An 18,146-nucleotide genomic window follows, 5' to 3' on the forward strand; every position below is an offset into this window, starting at 1 on the left:
TGCAAGGGCGCTTTGATCTTGGTATCCTTTTTATATCATTGGAGTAAGGGTTGTCAATTCATTTATGATTTCCCATTATTGCTCAATGATTCGTATTCCCCACGGTTCCAGTTCGATGCTCTGTTCTCCGGCCACCACTGCCCCGGACAGAAGCTCCATCCCTTTTCCATGCGGGTTCACGAATGTTACCGCCTGATCGGAGTAGTTGAAGTAGTAGCGAATCGTATTCCCCTGATCATTCATACCTGTCTTCACGATGAGTGGGAAGGCAAGTTCCTGGTCGGCTCCCCATATTCCGGCTTCTTTCATAACACGCTCCAGCACCTTGCGGATCACGGCTGAACTGGTATAGCAGCCCACATAGGTTACCTTGCCTTTGCCATAGACATTCTCGGTGATCGCTGCATATTTGCCCCAATGAGGATGTTCATACCAGGCGAGCACCTCTGCTGTGGTCGGTGTAATCAGTTCCATCCAGGTATGAACCTGGTTCTGTTCCTCCCCAACCTGGAATGGATCATCACGGAGGCTAACCTTTTTCGGTTCTACGAAAAGATTGTAACTGATGCCACAAGCTTCGCTAATAATCCCTGGTTGGCGGGTAGAGCGTACCTTGATATGTTCATTGGCGAATCCGCTTTTGAAGGAATACACCACATGCCCGCCGTCCCGGGCAAATTGGTTCAACCTCTCCAGCAGTGCATCCGAAGCTGCATACAATGCCGGTACAACAATGACATCATAGCCTTTATAACTTTCAACTGACGGATCGATCAGATCACAGCCAATGTTCATCTTGTACAATTCGTCATACATCCAGCGCACCACGTCGTTGTAGTTTTTGTCACTGGTAAAATTAAATCCAAACCACTTGATTGACGTCAGGGCCTCATTGCTGAACAATACGGCAACTCGATTCGTTTTTTTCAAATTAACGAGCTGCGGGCTTAGTCTGGCAAAATCGCTCCCAATCGTTTTGGCCTCATCATAAACCGGGTTCGGTTCAAAATCGTGACTCAGCAGGCCTTTCCAGTAGGTTTCGAATGAGTTGTGTAACGAATGCCAGTGCCAGTAAGCGACCATGTTCGCTCCGGAAGCCAGATGGCTGAACGCCTGCAAACGGAGCTGTCCCGGATAGGGAACCCAGTGCCAGAATGCCTGCGCTTCAGTCTCCAGTACGAGATAGTTCGATTGCTTAGTTGAACGCGCCACGTCACCGCCGAATGAAATCTCAATGCCTGTCAGATCATCCTGGGAAGGATGGTAGATATCCACACTCGTGATGTCAAAAGGTTTGGATGCGGCAAAATGATCCACATCTCCCTGAATGCCGTACGAATATCCGCGCCAATCAAAGTCAAAGTTCTGGGTGACAAACTGGCCAGCCTGTTTGTATTCGTTCACGATCCCGACTTGCCACGCGAGAAAGTTTGTTACGAGCAGCCGCTGAAATTTGGCAAATTCGGCGCCGAGGCTGCCATTGATCGTCCCCACAACCGAAGGGAAGTCCTCCCAGCTATTGATGCGGTTGCTCCAATAATCGAGACCAAATTCCTTGTTTAGCTCATCCAGTGAGCTGAACTTGTTCCGCATATATTTGACGAATTGCAGTTGTACATTATCTCCGGCTGTATTGTAATGCTTCGTTTCATTATCGGTCTGATAGCCAATTACAGCGGGATGTGTGCTAACCCGGGAGATGAGCCTGCGGATAATGCGTTCAGCATAAAACAGATAGGTTGGATGTGTAATATCCATAATCTGGCGTGCACCGTATTTCCCTGGTCCCTGTACGGTAGTTGCCAAAACATCCGGATGTTCCTTGACCATCCAGGTGGGAACAGCATACGTTGGTGTGCCAACGATAACCTGAATTCCCGCATCATGCATGGCATCCAGTACACGATCCACGGAGGAAAAATCAAATACGCCATTTTGCGGCTCATGCGTACTCCAGGTCGATTCGGCGATACGCACAACATTAATCCCCGCATCCTTCATCATCTGAATATCCTTGTCCAATCTTTCATAGGGCATATATTCATCGTAGTAGGCTACTCCGTATAACAACTTGTTCATCTTCATATCTCCTTCTCTGCACTGAACTCGAATGTGATTCCAGCTATAGTTCAACTCCACAAATGTTAGCGTTTACAATGTTATCCATTCAAGTGTACTGTTATTGGAAACGACCTGCTTGGTTAAACCGATTATAATGAAGTATACTCAAGGTGCCGATTGCACAAAACGAGATATTTTTACCCTTTTCCGAGGTGAATGTATATGGATATCCGATCACAGTTAAGAGAAATGCCACATCATCCGCTGGCCCATTGGTTGCCCATCATTGACTGTAACATCAAGTTTTTTGGCGCACACAGCCAGCAGGTACCCCATGGCTGGACCATGCCGGAAGAATCCCATCCGGGATTCGAGATCATGTTGATTTTAAAAGGGACCCAGGCAAGTATAATTCATGGTTACACCTATACTGTTGAAGAGGGAGATATTCTGTTGATTCCCCCGGGATTCAAACATACCAATCAATGTGTTTCCGCAGAGGGCATGACGTATTTCAGCGCCCATTTCCATGTGGACGATCCGGTCTTCACCCTCAAGCTGATGTCACGGCATAGTGGTATCTATGAGGCGGGTACAGAGCACAATCTCCAGATGCGTGCTGTATTGGAGAACTGGATGGGCATGATCAAAACATCTGAGCCCTACACATCTACGGACAAATTTGTCATGCAAGCGCGCATGTTCGAACTGTTCGCTCTCCTGTCCCAGGCAACCGACCAGGAACCGCTACCTGTCCTATCCGGTGATGGGCCGAATACTCCGGCACCCTCTGCAATGCACTACGCAGGGGCCATCGCAGAGGCCATCAAACAAGCCTTTTACGCACAGCTTCGAAGCAAGGAAGGCCATGCTTCCACCGTGAAAGTGGAACAGATCATATCCTCCTTTGGCATCAGCCCAGGGTACGGCCTGCAGATCTTTCGCAAAGTATACGGGCAATCTCCACGAGCCTATCTGTCGAGTCTGAAGCTGCAGGAGGCCAAGTTCATGATTGAACAACCGGAACTCTCTCTCGGACAAATTGCATGGAAGCTGGGCTATACCCACCTATCCCACTTCAGCAGGCAATTCAAACGCTGGACAGGCCAGAGTCCGCTTCAATATCGGAATACCCTGCAGGAGACATCTCTCGATGTCAGCCAAAGACACCATGGTTGGCCAGTTGAATTAGAGTAAGGATGCTACAAAATCTACATGAGACATGGGCTGCATACTGAAATATGATGATCGATTCACATGCTCGGCGGAAGGTTGCCCACCAGGTTCCGATAATCCTGCATGGTGTTCATATTGATTAACTGTGCTGCTGCATCCTGGACCCCTGCTCTTTCCAGATCCTCTGCTTCCACATATCGGCACCCAACCTCATCCAGCCAGCGAGTGACCCGCAATCGGTCTTCGATCAGGCACTGTTCGAGGCTGGGAAGTACATCAATATGATAAATGCCTACCAGTGGATGGACCCGTCCTTCCAGACGCGGCACGATCGCCCGATGTGTCTTGTCCGATGCGGCTAACCGTTGCAATGTGGTAAAAAAGGAGGGCTGGATCAAAGGCAGGTCACAGGCACAGACCAGATTCCACTCGGTCTCCGATGCTTCAAGTGCGGCATGCAGCCCGGCCAGCGGCCCCTTTCCAGGATAGCCATCCTCAACACACGTATAACCTAGCGCTTGATAAGCATCCACATTGGGTCCGGCAGCAACGATGACACGGGATACTGCAGGAGCTATAGCCGAAGCCACATGCTCCAGCACAATGGAGCCATCCAGAGGCAGCAGTGCCTTGTTGGAACCCATCCGGCTGGATAAACCCCCTGCCAGTATAATGCCAGTCCATTCCTTCATGTCCACGGTTATCATCCCTTCCTGCTCTCATATAATAAACTTATTCTATACATTGAATCCCCTTTCAACAAATGATACATTGTAGAATATTGATTCTGAAAGGAATGGCTCTATTTGGACAGATATGCACCCGGAAGAGGCAATCCCTCTTTGGTTTCGCTGAAGCTATATAACTTTTTCATATATGGAGCCATCTCCATCTTCGCTGGCTTCCTCCAATTGTATCTGCAGGAGATCGGCATGACCAAGCTGGAAATCGGCAGTCTGATGGCCATTGGCCCCTTTGTCTCTTTATTTGCCAATCCGTTCTGGGGCTTCTGGAGCGACAAGTCCCGCAATATTCGCATCATTCTGATGATGATGATGGGGGGCACCTTCGTGCTGGCCCAAGCGGTCTTTCATGCGCCGACCTATGCCTGGATTTATGGAGCCATGATCTTCTTTTATTTCTTCCAAAGTCCGCTGTTTGCCCAAACCAACAGTCTTATTCTCGGGTATATCGATGGGACCACGCAGAAATTCGGTACATTCCGGCTGTGGGGCTCGCTCGGCTGGGCTCTGACTGCCGTAGCAGCAGGACCGCTTATCGACCGATTGGGTGTCGGCAGTGTTTCGATTGTGTTTGCCTGCTTGATTATCATTGCATTTGCGTTTGCCATGTTTCTGCCAAGGCAGCCGATTGCGTCGGACACTCCTGTAGTGACCTTCCGTCGTTTCGGCAGAGTGATGTTCAATCCGTATTTCATGACGTTTATCGGACTGGGTGTGCTGGTGTCGGTTCCCAATGCGATGAACAGTACATTTATGTCCCTCTATATAACAGAGATGGGCGGCAACAAACAGATGGTCGGGTGGGCCATCTTCACCTCATCCATTCTTGAAGTGGGTGTGTTCCTGCTGCTGGATCGCTTCCTGAAACGAAAAATGAGCATGCTGCTTGCAAGTCTCGTGCTCGTCAGCCTGTTATTCGCCGTTCGTTGGCAGCTGATGGCCGAGGCCGTTAATCCCCTGGAGATTGTATTTATCCAGCTGATGCATTCCATTACGTTTGGCGGATACTTCTATGTCGGGACCCAGCTGACCATGCTATTTATTCCGAGACCTTATCGTTCCTCTGGCCAAGCTGTGTATACGATGGCCTGGGGCGGTATATCCGGTGTCATTGCCGGCTTGTTCGGCGGCTGGTTATTCCAGAGCTTCGGTGCCGAGGTCATGTATAACATTGGCGTCTTCTTCTCTCTTATTGGTGCAGCAGGCTTTGGCGTCATGTGGCTAATCAATCGCAGAAATGGCTACCAGCCTATTGTGCTGACTGAAATGGGAAGCATGGATGAGGACGGATAATGGTTTGTTTCACAGAGGTTGAACCTTTGGAGCTACACTAGGCCACTGCGTGGACAGAACAATCTTCGATCGCTGTTATTCCCGGATTATTTGATTCCCTTTTTCAGAGGGTAAAATCACGGTGATAACGTATGCTTTCGAAGTGCTTTCTTGCAGAAAGCTTGCAGCGAACGCTTCGCTTCTCCAGCTTTATTCTGTCCTCTCCGTTATGGTGTATATAAAAAGATCAAACATTCAAACAAATGATTAAGAATTGTAGTAGAGAAAAAGGCGTCTCCATGGGCTTGTTGCCCCAGAGACGCCTTTTACGTTTATGACTCTAACTTGCAGCCTGACCTCAAACCCTATGCTTTACCTATTGTTGTACCTCTGTCCTACTTATGCCTTCGGCAGTTGGAACGAGCTTTTCAGCGATACGACCCGGTTGAATACAGGGCGGCCTGGCTCCGAATGCTTCGGATCCACACTGAAGTAACCATGGCGGAAGAACTGGAATTTATCCTGTGCTTTCGCCTCCTGCATCTCTTGCTCCACATACCCGTGAACAATCTCAAGGGAATTCGGATTCAATTGATCCAGGAATGTTTTTTCCGGTTGCTCTTCCACGATCTCAGCTCCGGCTACTTCCGGTTCTACATCAGCATCCGGTGCTTCTGCCAAGATCAATGGCTCATACAGACGGAATTCAGCAGGTACCGCTTGAGTGGCTTCTACCCAGTGAATCGTACCTTTAACTTTACGGCCTGTGAAGCCACTGCCGCTCTTCGTCTCCACATCATAGGTACAATGAATCTCGGTCACATTGCCTTCAGCGTCCTTGATCACATCATTACATTTGATGAAGTACGCATGTTTCAATCGAACCTCATTACCAGGGAACAGACGGAAGTACTTGTTCGGCGGATTCTCCATGAAGTCATCTTGCTCAATGTAAATCTCGCGGGAGAATGGAATTTTACGACTGCCCATCTCCGGATTTTCCACATTGTTCTCTGCTTCCAGCCACTCCACTTCCCCTTCAGGGTAGTTGGTGATGACTACTTTCAGCGGGTGCAGAACGGCCATGGTGCGCGGAGCTTTCAGCTTCAGATCCTCACGGACAAAGTGTTCCAACGTTTGCAGGTCAATAACGCCCTGACTTTTCGAAATACCTGTCTCGAATACAAAATCACGAATCGCTTCCGGTGTGTAACCCCGGCGACGGAGACCTGAAATCGTTGGCATGCGCGGATCGTCCCATCCATCCACATGTCCTTCGTCCACAAGCAATTTCAGTTTCCGTTTGCTCGTTACCATCTGGGACAGGTTCAGGCGACCGAATTCATACTGATGCGGCTGACTCTCCATCTCACATTCAGCGATTACCCAGTCATAGAATGGTCGTTGATCTTCGAATTCCAGGGAACAGAGGGAATGTGTCACACCTTCAATGGCATCTTCCAGCGGATGAGCAAAGGCATACATCGGATAGATACACCATTTGTCCCCAGTGTTGTGATGGTGTGCATGAGCGATACGGTAGATGACCGGATCACGCAAGTTGATATTAGGCGAAGCCATATCGATCTTCGCACGCAGCACTTTTTCTCCATTTTGGAACTCGCCTGCCCGCATCCGGGCGAACAGATCCAGGTTCTCTTCAACGGTACGATCACGATACGGGCTGTTCTTGCCCGGTTCGGTCAGCGTGCCGCGCATTTCCCGAATTTCCTCGGCGCTTTGGTCGTCGACGTAGGCCTTTCCTTTTTGGATCAGCAGGACAGCACGGTTGTACATCTCGTCAAAATAGTCCGAGGCAAAACGTTTTTCGTTCCACTCAAAGCCGAGCCATTTGACATCCTCCTGAATGGATTGTACGTATTCCACATCTTCCTTCACCGGATTCGTGTCGTCAAAACGCAGGTTCGTCTTGCCGCCGAATTCAGCGCCCAGCGTGAAGTTGATCCAGATGGCCTTGGCATGACCAATATGCAGATAACCGTTCGGTTCCGGAGGAAAACGGGTAATGACTTCCTGGACTTTTCCTGACCGGAGATCTTCGGTAATAATATTTTTGATAAAGTTAGGAGGGGTTGTACGATTGTCCACAGGTATCAAACCTTTCATGAATTGATTGGAGCTTTCAGAAATTACAAAGTGTTTCATCTAAATATACCTTTAACGAGGGACGAGTTCAATAAAGAACGGCACCAAAGTCCGGATTGCCTGTATACAAGATAGGCCAAAAACCATTTTGACGGGTTCGCACGAATCATGTAGCATGATAGTAAAAACAAAATATAGGGAGGGATTCCCACTTGAACACGCTGAAACTGACCAAAGAACAGCAGGATGAAGCCATTCGCACGATCCAGTCGTATTTCCAAGAGGAACGCGGCGAAGAACTTGGCGACCTGGCCGCTTGGGGGGGTGCTCGATCTGTTTATGACGAAGCTCGCTCCCTACATATATAATCAGGCTCTCGGTGATGCTCGCACCACTGTGAATCAACGCATGGCCTCCATGGAAGAAGATCTGTTTGCTTTGGAGCGCAAACTGCCCTCTGCTTCCCGCTAAACCACTACTTATAAAGAAAGAAGGTTGCACTCATGTTTACCTATTCATTGGATGAATATACCGAACTCCGTCCACTCTCTATAGAGCACACGAAGCCGCTGTTTGAACTTACGGATCGTTCCCGCGATCAATTGAGGCACTGGCTTCCATGGGTGGACCATGTCACCGAAATTGAACATACCTCAAGTTTCATTAATAACGCACTGAAGCAGGCTGCCGAGAACGGAGGCTTCACCGCAGGTGTATGGCTGAAGGGCGAGCTCGCTGGCATTATCGGATTCCACGAGATTAACTGGACCAATCGTTCGGTGAGCATTGGATACTGGCTTGGCAAGGGCTTTGAAGGACAGGGACTCATGACCAGCGCTTGTCGTGTTCTGGTCGATTATGCTCTGGTCACCCTGGACCTGAACCGGGTCGAGATTCGTTCAGCAACGAACAACAAGCGCAGCCGCGCCATCCCTGAGCGTCTTGGATTTGTCCTGGAAGGCGTTATTCGTCAGGCAGAGAAACTGCCTAAGGGATACGTCAATCATGCCGTGTACGGCATGCTGCAGCATGAATGGGAGCTTTTACGCTAACCCGCATACATATGGATACAACATGGAATGCCCCTACCTGCACGAAGCTACCTTCATGCAGGTAAGGGGCATTTTGGATTGGGCCGACAAATTCAACTTTTACTGCCCCTTAAGGTCATTTTCAGCCTCTCTTCATCCTGGATGCTTAAGATAACGTTGTGGGTTCTTGGCCCATACCATACACAACCATACTGAGAAAGAGGATGATCGCTGATGAAGAGAAGCAGAACATCAAGAACCATGATGATTACCAGCACGATGGCTTTGACGATCGCACTTGGCGGAGGATGGTTTGCAAACACCACCGCGAGTGCCGATCCTGCTGCAGGCACTTCCGCTCAGAAGAAAAATGCCAGCCCCGCAACGAATTCACATACATCAAAATCATCAAAATCCATAAATGCTAACAAGGGAGCCGGGCATGGCCGATACACCGATGAACTGGTCTCCGCCCTTGGCGTGACAGCAGACGAGCTGAAGGAAGCCCGCAAGGCAGGCAGCACGATTGCCGAGATTGCTGCCAGCAATCATGTGGACATGCAGACTGTAATCGACAAGCTAGTCGCTGCCGGGAAGAGCGAGCTGCAGCAGCAGCTGTCTGACGGGAATATTACACAAAGCCAGTATGACAAACGGATAGCCGGCCTGAACGAACGGGTGACGGACTTGGTAAACGGCGTATTGCCGGAAGCACGACAAGGTTCCAGAGGCAAACGTGGCGAGGCATCAGGAACTGAATCCGATTCGGGTAGCTCAGACGAATCCACCAGCACGAACAGCACGGATCAAGCCTGATGGATCGTGCCAGCTCGTTTGCATGATTCTACATGTTTTTGATCAAAAACCCTCTGTCTTCACCTATGGTGTGACAGAGGGTTTTACATCGTTCCTATATATAACCGGAACTCTTCATACAAATTACCTTTCCATCTTAGAGAGCTCGTACCATCCCGCCATCCACCACTAGCGAAGTGCCAGTAATGTAAGTATTGGCCCCGGATAACAGGAACACAACCGCTTTGGCGAACTCTTCAGGCTGACCGTATCGTCCCAGAGGGATTTCCTTGCGGAACTGTTCGGCTACCTCTTCTTCACTAATTCCATTCTGCTCTGCGCGGGCTGTGTCGAGTTCACGTATCCGATCTGTTCCGATTCGTCCGGGTGCCACCGTATTGATCAGAATCCCATAAGGGGCAAGCTCCTGTGACAACGTCTTCGCCAGACCAAAGACACCCGTGCGGAACGTGTTGGACAGTATCAGCCCCGGAATGGGCTGTTTCACCGAAGTTGAAGCAATATTCACAATATGTCCGCCGTTGGTCTTCATATAAGGCAGGGCCCCACGAATCATACGTACATAGCTCATCACATTCAACTCAAATGCACGTTCCCAATCCTCATCTGTCAATGATTCAAATGTTCCCGAAGGAGGACCGCCAGAGTTATTCACCAGAATATCAATCTGCCCGAACAGCTCCCCTGTCTTATGGATTAATGCGTTAATGTCTTCCTTGCGTGTAACATCCGTTACGCAGTATTCAACGCATCCTCCGCCGTCCAGTTCCAGCAGTTCTTGCTTGACGGCTGCGAGCTTGTCCTCGTTTCTGCTCGCAAGCATCACGTCTGCCCCTTCTGCGGCCAGCTGTGCTGCCACCGCCTTGCCCAGTCCCTGACTGGATGCCAGCACCAGCGCTTTTTTACCCCGAAGTCCCATATCCATTATATTGTTCCTCCTTCGTCATCGAACTACTGTTCATTCCGGATAAAATAACTCATGAGAATATCGTCCACATACTTCCCGGCGATATAAAATTCCGAAACCAGTCGGCCCTCCGTCTCAAATCCACATTGGGTATAAAAAGCGATCGCACCCGGATTGCTCGACAGCACGCGAAGACGCAGCTTATGAATCCCCTGTTCACGAGCATATTCTTTCATGGCATGCATCAGGGACGTGGCCACGCCACTGCGCCGGTCATTGGGATGGACAGCAATATTAATCTCGTAGACATGACGATTGACAGGCATCCCCGTAGGCGGATAAAAGCCCACATAGCCGCAGACCCGTTCTCCCTGAACGGCAACCAGCTGGCTGCCGGGTGGACAATGCTGCAGAAATTGCTGTCTGGACTTCCAATGGAATGGCGCTGGAGAGGTATGTATGTCCCACACGAGAGCATCCATCTCCATTAGTTGGGGTGCATCCTTCATCTCGGATGGCCGAATTTTATACGTTTGACGGGTAAGCATCGCATTTCAACCTTTCATACAGGTAATTACATTATTACAGCGCGTTGCATGGCCCTTGGATTATAGCTGATAGATGCCACTAGCGCATTTTTTTCATTTGATTCTATTGTAGCACAGCCCTAAGTCCGAGCTAAAATGGGGATCGCCTCTTAACCTTAACGTTACGTCATCGTTTATACTGATTATCATGAAGGAGGTGCGGCCATTGAATATCAAAGAGGCGGCAGGCAGGCTTGGCATATCCCCCAGAGCGATCCGTTTTTATGAGGAAAAAGGATTAATTCTTCCCGCCAAGCAGGCCAGTAATGGATACCGGAGCTACACGGAAAATGACATCTGGCGGCTTCAGACGATTGCCGCACTGCGGGAGATCGGCATGTCACTTCAGGATATTACTCAGGCGCTCGGTGAGATTGATCAAGGCAACCAGCAGCGTCTGGAGGAATATCTGGAGCTGCAGCAGGCCGTCATGTATGCCCAGTGGATTGAACTGAAACGCATGCTGGATACGACCGAGCGCATGATTGATCTCAATCGTCAGGACGGGCCGCTGGATGTTAGCCATCTCCATGAGCTCGCAGACAGTTCACGTCGCCTGCGGGAAGCACGCCAGAACTGGCATGATCGTTGGAACTATGATACCCAGGCAGCTATCCATGATGAGCGTGTTCACGCCAAGAGCGGCAGCATCCCTGCATCTTCCCCATCTTTCCCGGAAGAAGCCGGCAGCATGCCTTATAACGAATCCAGGGACGCCTTAGAACACCAGGATACCAATAAGGCCCCATCGTCTTCCTTTTATCTATATCACAACTATGACGAGGCGCTGGAACAGACTGCGAATTGGATCTCCCCTGTTCCCGGTGAACACGGACTCGATATCGGAACAGGTACAGGCAATCTTGCAGGCAAGTTATTGGAACGCCAAGCCATCATGACAGGGATTGACCAGTCCAGAGAAATGCTGCGCACATGCCGTACCAAGTATCCCGGGATGCATGTGAAGCTTGGGAACTTCCTTGCGCTGCCTTTTGCCGATCATACCTTTGATTTTCTTGTATCCAGCTTCGCCTTCCATCATCTGAGTCCGGACCAGCAGCAGCTGGCACTGCAGGAGATGCAGCGGGTACTAACCCCGCGGGGACGAATCTGTCTAACCGATCTCATGTTTGCGGACGCACTTCACCGCGAAGCTTATATAAGACAAGCTGAGGCAGATGGAAACGGTGAGCAGCTGCTTGCCATAAGAGAACGCCATTTCCCCCTGCTGGATGAATTAACCGGGTGGCTTGAGATGCATGGCTACGTTACGAAAACCGTTCGTCACAATGAGCTGCTGCATACGATGCTGGCAGTTCCGCTGCGTTGATAAAAGTGATCAGCCAGCGCGCTCTCCACATAAGACACAGGCCGTGGACCCTTGTCTCTTACTTATATAGAAAAAGGCCATCCTGCCTGTTAAGGAGGATGGCCTTTTCATTACACTCAAGCATCAAGCTATAAGGAGTGAGTTACATATAAATATCAACGATGGTACGGTCCGAAGTACGCAGCTGTCTGAACTCATCCAATGAGATGCAGACTCCGCCCTGACGGTAACGGTTCGCTGTAACTTCTGTGCGGATCTCCTTACCGTTTACGGTTATACGGTTAACCGATCCTTCGTTCAGGTGATAGATGAACGTTACCGGTTCACCTGCATATTCAAACTCGAATTGCATGCCGTCCAGCTCCGCTGGCAGGACAGGGTCAATGACCAGATCTCCACCTTCCTGACGGATACCGAGTGCATTCGAGATCAGCTGGTTCATGTAGATCCCAGGGCCGCTGGAGTAGATTCTCCATCCACCCTTCACCTGCACGGTACCTTTGCGCAATTGATCAAAATGCTCCTGCGCCTCATAACGCGTGTTGAATTTGCCGTCGGAACTGCTGAAGTACGCATTGGCCTGACGGATCTCTGCGTTAGGCACAACTTCACCGATTCCAACCGGATTGATCATCGCGAGTCCATTCCATACCTGATCGGTCTTACCGAGCTTGGCCATCGCTTCCACATAACGAATATGGGCGTGTACGTACTGCAACCCGATCTCGCGTCCGAAGTTGGATGCCTGTTCTGCCCGCTTGAAGTGGCTGCTTACACCGCCGGCATACTGAGCCGGACGATTCATCAAGCGCACGCCATCCGGGCACAGGAAATGCTCGCGAATCAGTGCATAATGCGATTCAGCTTGTTCTGCCGTAAGCAATTCACCGATCATGCTGCGTGTCATAGGCAGCAGACGATACTGAATGCCTGTCTCTGTATCGGTCGGATGCAGCATCAGCTTCGCCTGATCCGCGTCCTCCATGTACACAAAGCCCGGAATAACATCGGTTCCCAGCATGTAACGGTTGAAGTCTTCACGGATACCCTGAGCCAGAGCTTCAAGCTCCTCAGCGAAGGAAGCATCCTTGTATTTCAAGGCCTGAGACAGCACGTTGACGGATTGATACGTCAGAGCTACCGTCCAGCTGCTCACCATAAACTGCTTGAGCTGTGCATTGGCTGGCTGCAGGGTATCGTCCCAGTCCCCATCGCCATAGGAAGACAGGAACGTATCGTGCAGGAAGTGCGAACGAATGTATTCGATCTCTTTCTTCGCATGATCCAGTACGGTTGCTGTGTCTTCCGTGAATCCGAAGCTGTGTTTGACGGTGTAAGGCACCTTCTCATCCAGAATCGCATAGTCACGCGTCGCCGTCAGATAGTCTGCCAGCACTTTCAGCGGCCAGACGATGATATCGCCGTGACTCTCTTCCTGTTGAATGGCAAAGTATTTGTCAAACATGAACCATTGCGGCCAGTTGCCGTCATCCTCGTATTGATGCGTGTAGACCATTTTGATGATGTCGCGTACCTGCTCGTATTTTTGAGTAGCCATGAAGTATTCAACCGGACCCTGACATACGTCCCGTGTACCCCATGCTGCGCCGCCGTATTGCTCCAGACCGTGAGGCACGGAATAGTGAACCAGCATGTTGTGTGTGTACCACCAGGCCAAGGCATTCACTTTGAACAGATCCTCAGCGCGCTGACCTTCTCCGCGGGACAAACGGAAGCCATTCATTACACCCGCGAAGAATTCGCGATAAGCCTGTACTTCCTCTTCAAATGTAAGAGTTGATCCAGCTTCATCAGCTTGGCCTTCCAGTACACCCTGCACTTTAAGCGTCCATTCTGCACTCTCTTCCAGGCTAAGCGTAACGAGCGAAGCAGATCCACTGCGAATACCACTTGCCAGCAGCGTCTCGTCGCCTGCGTTCATCGAAGCACCTTCTACAGACATGCGATATTGCAAGTCAGGATATGTGCCGACACTGATTGCTTTTGGGTCTGCTTTGAAAACCAATGTATTACCATCCTGCATCATGTGCAGTGGATATTCGTATTCGTTCACGTTCATTGTGATCTGGTTGGTTACCAGATAGCGATAGGCTTTACCGCTTGTAGAACGTACATTCATGCTCACTTCGGTTGTGTGTGCACCTGTATAGTTCGTTACGATGATTGTATCGGATTCAGTTTTGTACATCCAGCGCACATAGTTGAAGCCAATTTCGAACAATGACGGCATTGTGAGCAGACGATATTGACCCTCCATCTCTACGTAAATGCGTTGTCCGGCAGTCTTCGGTACGTTCAGTGCATTGCGGGCGTTACTGATCATTTTGTTAAAATTGGTGTTGCCGATAACCAACTGCGAGTTGAAGATACCGTACATATAGGATGTTGTTGTAATAACCGGTGCTCCAAGCTTCACGTTGCCACCGCTCATCAGGATATGACCGTGAGGACGCTCCACCAGCAGTTCCTTGGCTTTCAGCACGATATGTTCGTAACTACCTGTGAAGAAGGACAGGAGTGAATCCTCATTACGCTCTTCCTGATGACGATCAGGGAACAGGTTCTTGATTTCCTCTTCCGTCATGTCCAGTGCCACAAGCGGCTCGCCCAGGCTGGAAGACAGCTTCACTTGCTCGAGTGTTTCACCGTGCTGAACTTCGAGTTTCTGTACAGCGTCCCAAGCCGCAGTCACTTCATCTGCATACTCCAGTGCGGAAATGCCTTCTGGATGATTGGACTTCGCCAGTCCATAGAAGACAACCTCAGCTTCCCCGTTCAGGTTCAGCAGCTCGGATTGCAGCGCCGTATATGCGAACTCATATTGATAAGTCTCATTAGCCAGAGTTTTACGGCTGAGACTTTCCGGTTCGTTGGTTTCCTTGTAGGACAGACCGAAGAACTGGAAGCCATCTGTAGAGTAACCGACTGCCTTGGTCAAAGAACCCTGCTGCATATATGGGAATGCGCCGCCCTGAGGCTGGTTTTGACGGGAACAAACGACATATCCCTTCGCTCCATCTTCAAAGACAGTATGGTCAATATACTGTGACAGATAGGCCTCGTTGCTGCGTACCGCACCCGGATCAGCCAGTCCAATATCCTGTCCGTAGACGATATCCACTCCGTTATGCTGCCCTTTCAGCTTGACATCCCAGAACCAAACGCCTTGCGATGTTGCCGTGAACACGACCTGATAACCAATGCCTTGTTCCTGGCCTTCCATTGGAACGCTGCCTTCCCAGATCAGTTGATTGTCTGGCTGAGTCTTGCTTGTAATCACTTTACTGTTCGAACGTGCACCCAGCAGCGGGAAAGAGCTAATGTTCTCGCCCTCATGTACTCGCAGGTACAGATTGTTCAGAGAACCATCGATCTGGTTGCTTAGCAGCTGGTTCAGCATGGTTGTACCGGATGTTGCCTGATACAAATCCCCACTGTTCAAAAAGGTAAACGTCAATTCCCCGGCAGTCAGCCGGATCGGTTCATTAATCATCGTTGTCATGTCTTTCACTCCTTCATTTAGTAAAAATCGAAACGTTTCGAATCGACCGAAAAAGAATAGGGTTCCTCTGCAAACCGACCTGTTAAAAGGCCAATTCGGTTACGAACCCCTGGTTTTATTTTCACGCTGGCTATACCTGAACAGGCAACCATTCCAGAACACGCTTGATCTTCATATCCCAATAACTCCACTCATGGCCACCTGGCTCTTCTTCATACGTCACCTGTACATCCAGTTCCTTCATCGTATGCCGAAATGTCTGGTTGGCTTCATACAGAAAATCTTCTGTCCCGCAGCATTGATACAATTGCGGGAACGCCGTCCCTGACGCAGCCAGCCTGCGGCTAACGGCCAGCAGATCGTCATCACTGCCTTCAATTCGCTCCGGACTCCCGAAGATGCTCTGCATTTCTGCAGGGGTGAAGTTCCCCTCGCCACGTACCCTGCTTGTCAGATCAAGTCCGCCCGAGAGGCTGGCTGCCGCAGCATATCGCTCCGGAAAACGCAGACCCAGCTTGAATGCACCATACCCGCCCATGGAAACGCCGGTTACAAATGTATCTTCACGGCGGTCCGAGATGGGAAAGAGCGACTTCACAAATGCAGGTAGTTCCTCACTTATATATGTAAAATAAGACCCGCCCTGCTGCATATCCATATAGTAGCTTCGCCCTGCCGATGGCATCACAACCGCAATTCCCCGGGCCTCGGCCAATCGTTCGATGGATGAATGCCGTGTCCATTCGGAGTGGTCTGCACCGCGTCCATGCAGCAGATACAGGACAGGCAGTTTTCCATCCCGGCTTGCGCGAAGCGGTGAATGCTCAGGCAGTATAAGTGTAATGTCTGTAGACACGCTAAGACTTTCGGCGAACAACTGGCATTGGATCAAAGCCATTGCTTCATCTCCTGTTCAACGAGATTTACGTAATGATCATTAGATTATTTAGTTGAGATACGGTCCCTTATGCTCCCGGCATACTAGGGACCATTCCCATTCAAATGCTGCTTCTTACGCGGGCTGGGTACCCGACTCTGCCTGCACAGAGCGTACAGACTCGCGTTCCACCATATCAATCGTCAACGTATATGATGGGTTCACGGCTTCACCATTCAGCATCTGGAACAGCAGATGTCCTGCAAGTGATCCGGCCTCGTGCTTCGGCTGCCTTATGGTAGTGAGGGGGGGACGAACGAATTCAGACAATTGAATGTCATCAAACCCGATAACCGAAATATCATTTGGCACGGATATGCCGCTCTCTTCCAATGCCTTCAAACCACCTATAGCCATTTCGTCATTCCCGTAAAATACAGCGGTTGGAAGCTCGCCCTGCATAATCATCATTTTGGTTGCGCTATGCCCACCTTCACGAACGAAATTGCCGCTTAGACGCCATTTGGATTTCTCCTCAAGCCCTGCTTCCTTCATGGCTCTCAGATATCCCTGGTAACGCAGGGCATTATCATACGAGTTGGATGGACCGCTAATGTAGGCAATCTTCCGGTGCCCCTCATTGATCAGGTGACGCGTAGCCAGGTATCCACCTTGTTCACCGTCAACCAGCACATTGACCAGATGGTCACCCGATAAATGACGATCCATTACAATAATAGGAAAACGCTGCCCGGCCGATTCCACCAAAATGTCATCATGGATGTTGTGTGCGAGTACAATCGCACCATCCACTCTCTTTTCCCGCAAAAACCGGACTGCAGTCGAATCACGACCACCCATCGAACTGCATGCAATCAGATCATATCCATTCGCAAGCGCCACATCCTGAACACTGCGAATCAACTCCGAGTAATACGGACCCGAAAGATCAGTCAGAATTAACGCAATCGTATTCGTCCGGCTCCGTTTCAGGTCCATGGCAAAGCCGTTTTTGCGATAATTCAGTTCCCGGGCTGCCTCCAGCACTTTTGCCTTGGTCTTGGCGCTAACCTTGCTGTCCCCGTTTAATGCATAGGAAGCGGTCGAGAGCGCCACACCTGCCAGCTTTGCCACATCCTTAATCGTTGCCATTCCACGCTCGCTCCTTCTAACTTGACCAATTATAAGTTACCTACATTTTATACTGTAAATGGTTGTGACAACCACCAAATTCTATACTTTATCATTAAATGATAGCCGTTTTTATTCAATCGAAACGTTTCGAAGCAATATCAAAAAAAATTCTTCCATTTGACTTCTTGCCCAACGGCTCATTTGGTCCAGCTTTAACCGGATATCCATTAGCATCGAGACAGGCCTTTCAATGTACAACTCAACAGGCAGTTCCTTACAAAGATCGTATGGACATGCTTCTTGGCAAGACATTGAAACGTTTCGACATTTTTATTATAGTCGGTGTTGATAGCGATTTCAACCTCTTTATTCATTTTCACCGAAATAAATGCCGTTGGCAATGGTCAAGTCTATGAGATTGAAGAAAACAAGTTTTACGGATTTGATCCACTATCGGTTATTGAACAGCTGCAGACTATAATGCACAAAATAACATTGTCCATGGAACATTGATCATAGTTGTCCATTTACAAATGTAAAATCTTCATCTATGTTATTAATGAGAATAATAATCATTATTGAT

16 protein-coding genes are annotated in these 18,146 nt (G+C 49.6%); 8 read left to right on the forward strand and 8 right to left on the reverse strand.

The genetic code is table 11. From position 1 onward, the window contains the following. Positions 1–75 precede the first annotated feature (75 nt). Positions 76–2,079: a beta-galactosidase gene (locus MHB82_RS27625; RefSeq protein ID WP_341176325.1), complete on the reverse strand. Its 2,004-nt coding sequence runs from the start codon at positions 2,077–2,079 to the stop codon at positions 76–78. Positions 2,080–2,283: 204 nt separating this feature from the next. Here MHB82_RS27625 and MHB82_RS27630 point away from each other — a divergent pair, with 204 nt between their 5' ends. Beyond that, complete coding sequence (locus MHB82_RS27630) at positions 2,284–3,258, forward strand: AraC family transcriptional regulator (protein ID WP_341176326.1); 975 nt, start codon at positions 2,284–2,286, stop codon at positions 3,256–3,258. A 56-nt stretch (positions 3,259–3,314) separates the two neighbouring features. Here MHB82_RS27630 and mobA read toward each other — a convergent pair whose 3' ends face one another. Then, the gene (gene mobA, locus MHB82_RS27635; RefSeq protein WP_341176327.1) at positions 3,315–3,944 is read right to left on the reverse strand and encodes a molybdenum cofactor guanylyltransferase; all 630 of its coding nucleotides are present in this window, start codon (positions 3,942–3,944) and stop codon (positions 3,315–3,317) included. Positions 3,945–4,079: 135 nt separating this feature from the next. On the opposite strand from mobA, the gene MHB82_RS27640 reads away from it, so the two are divergent. Next, complete coding sequence (locus MHB82_RS27640; RefSeq protein ID WP_341176328.1) at positions 4,080–5,273, forward strand: MFS transporter; 1,194 nt, start codon at positions 4,080–4,082, stop codon at positions 5,271–5,273. A 378-nt stretch (positions 5,274–5,651) separates the two neighbouring features. Here MHB82_RS27640 and MHB82_RS27645 read toward each other — a convergent pair whose 3' ends face one another. Continuing rightward, the gene (locus tag MHB82_RS27645; protein ID WP_341176329.1) at positions 5,652–7,379 is read right to left on the reverse strand and encodes a glutamine--tRNA ligase/YqeY domain fusion protein; all 1,728 of its coding nucleotides are present in this window, start codon (positions 7,377–7,379) and stop codon (positions 5,652–5,654) included. Positions 7,380–7,570: 191 nt separating this feature from the next. Between MHB82_RS27645 and MHB82_RS27650 the strand changes: the two genes are divergently transcribed. The 4 genes from MHB82_RS27650 (at position 7,571) to MHB82_RS27665 (ending at position 9,205) form a co-directional block, all read left to right on the forward strand. Next, positions 7,571–7,726, forward strand: a complete 156-nt coding sequence (locus MHB82_RS27650) for a DUF2164 family protein (protein ID WP_341176330.1) — start codon at positions 7,571–7,573, stop codon at positions 7,724–7,726. Further along, entirely contained in the window at positions 7,698–7,829 is a 132-nt protein-coding gene (locus MHB82_RS27655; RefSeq protein WP_341176331.1) for a DUF2164 family protein, read from the forward strand. Before MHB82_RS27650 ends, MHB82_RS27655 begins: the two co-directional genes overlap by 29 nt. 32 nt (positions 7,830–7,861) lie before the next feature. Beyond that, entirely contained in the window at positions 7,862–8,410 is a 549-nt protein-coding gene (locus MHB82_RS27660) for a GNAT family N-acetyltransferase (protein WP_095291130.1), read from the forward strand. A 213-nt stretch (positions 8,411–8,623) separates the two neighbouring features. After that, on the forward strand, positions 8,624–9,205 hold the full coding sequence (locus MHB82_RS27665) for a hypothetical protein (protein ID WP_341176332.1): 582 nt from the start codon (positions 8,624–8,626) through the stop codon (positions 9,203–9,205). Between the two features lie 136 nt (positions 9,206–9,341). Here MHB82_RS27665 and MHB82_RS27670 read toward each other — a convergent pair whose 3' ends face one another. Then, complete coding sequence (locus MHB82_RS27670; protein WP_341176333.1) at positions 9,342–10,130, reverse strand: SDR family oxidoreductase; 789 nt, start codon at positions 10,128–10,130, stop codon at positions 9,342–9,344. 26 nt (positions 10,131–10,156) lie between these two features. Then, positions 10,157–10,660: a GNAT family N-acetyltransferase gene (locus tag MHB82_RS27675; RefSeq protein ID WP_110758571.1), complete on the reverse strand. Its 504-nt coding sequence runs from the start codon at positions 10,658–10,660 to the stop codon at positions 10,157–10,159. A gap of 196 nt (positions 10,661–10,856) precedes the next feature. Here MHB82_RS27675 and MHB82_RS27680 point away from each other — a divergent pair, with 196 nt between their 5' ends. Further along, positions 10,857–12,029 carry a methyltransferase domain-containing protein gene (locus MHB82_RS27680; RefSeq protein ID WP_367076820.1) on the forward strand — a complete coding sequence of 391 codons (1,173 nt, stop codon included), beginning with the start codon at positions 10,857–10,859 and terminating at the stop codon, positions 12,027–12,029. Positions 12,030–12,171: 142 nt separating this feature from the next. On the opposite strand, the gene MHB82_RS27685 is transcribed toward MHB82_RS27680, so the two are convergent. From MHB82_RS27685 to MHB82_RS27695, 3 genes are all read right to left on the reverse strand, one after another. Further along, positions 12,172–15,552, reverse strand: a complete 3,381-nt coding sequence (locus MHB82_RS27685) for a GH36-type glycosyl hydrolase domain-containing protein (protein ID WP_341176335.1) — start codon at positions 15,550–15,552, stop codon at positions 12,172–12,174. Between the two features lie 130 nt (positions 15,553–15,682). Next, the gene (locus MHB82_RS27690; protein WP_341176336.1) at positions 15,683–16,450 is read right to left on the reverse strand and encodes an alpha/beta hydrolase; all 768 of its coding nucleotides are present in this window, start codon (positions 16,448–16,450) and stop codon (positions 15,683–15,685) included. Between the two features lie 114 nt (positions 16,451–16,564). Beyond that, complete coding sequence (locus MHB82_RS27695) at positions 16,565–17,581, reverse strand: LacI family DNA-binding transcriptional regulator (RefSeq protein ID WP_095360020.1); 1,017 nt, start codon at positions 17,579–17,581, stop codon at positions 16,565–16,567. Between the two features lie 324 nt (positions 17,582–17,905). On the opposite strand from MHB82_RS27695, the gene MHB82_RS27700 reads away from it, so the two are divergent. Continuing rightward, on the forward strand, positions 17,906–18,076 hold the full coding sequence (locus tag MHB82_RS27700; protein ID WP_341176337.1) for a hypothetical protein: 171 nt from the start codon (positions 17,906–17,908) through the stop codon (positions 18,074–18,076). The last annotated feature ends 70 nt before the right edge of the window (positions 18,077–18,146 follow it).

Source organism: Paenibacillus sp. FSL K6-2862 (assembly GCF_038005125.1).
GTDB lineage: Bacteria > Bacillota > Bacilli > Paenibacillales > Paenibacillaceae > Paenibacillus > Paenibacillus illinoisensis_A.

Coding starts and splice junctions, on each gene's coding strand:
- MHB82_RS27625 (WP_341176325.1), bottom strand. CDS start 2,079: ATGAACAAGTTGTTATACGGAGTAGCCTACTACGATGAATATATGCCC.
- MHB82_RS27630 (WP_341176326.1), top strand. CDS start 2,284: ATGGATATCCGATCACAGTTAAGAGAAATGCCACATCATCCGCTGGCC.
- mobA (WP_341176327.1), bottom strand. CDS start 3,944: ATGATAACCGTGGACATGAAGGAATGGACTGGCATTATACTGGCAGGG.
- MHB82_RS27645 (WP_341176329.1), bottom strand. CDS start 7,379: ATGAAAGGTTTGATACCTGTGGACAATCGTACAACCCCTCCTAACTTT.
- MHB82_RS27655 (WP_341176331.1), top strand. CDS start 7,698: ATGACGAAGCTCGCTCCCTACATATATAATCAGGCTCTCGGTGATGCT.
- MHB82_RS27660 (WP_095291130.1), top strand. CDS start 7,862: ATGTTTACCTATTCATTGGATGAATATACCGAACTCCGTCCACTCTCT.
- MHB82_RS27665 (WP_341176332.1), top strand. CDS start 8,624: ATGAAGAGAAGCAGAACATCAAGAACCATGATGATTACCAGCACGATG.
- MHB82_RS27670 (WP_341176333.1), bottom strand. CDS start 10,130: ATGGATATGGGACTTCGGGGTAAAAAAGCGCTGGTGCTGGCATCCAGT.
- MHB82_RS27675 (WP_110758571.1), bottom strand. CDS start 10,660: ATGCTTACCCGTCAAACGTATAAAATTCGGCCATCCGAGATGAAGGAT.
- MHB82_RS27685 (WP_341176335.1), bottom strand. CDS start 15,552: ATGACAACGATGATTAATGAACCGATCCGGCTGACTGCCGGGGAATTG.
- MHB82_RS27690 (WP_341176336.1), bottom strand. CDS start 16,450: ATGGCTTTGATCCAATGCCAGTTGTTCGCCGAAAGTCTTAGCGTGTCT.
- MHB82_RS27695 (WP_095360020.1), bottom strand. CDS start 17,581: ATGGCAACGATTAAGGATGTGGCAAAGCTGGCAGGTGTGGCGCTCTCG.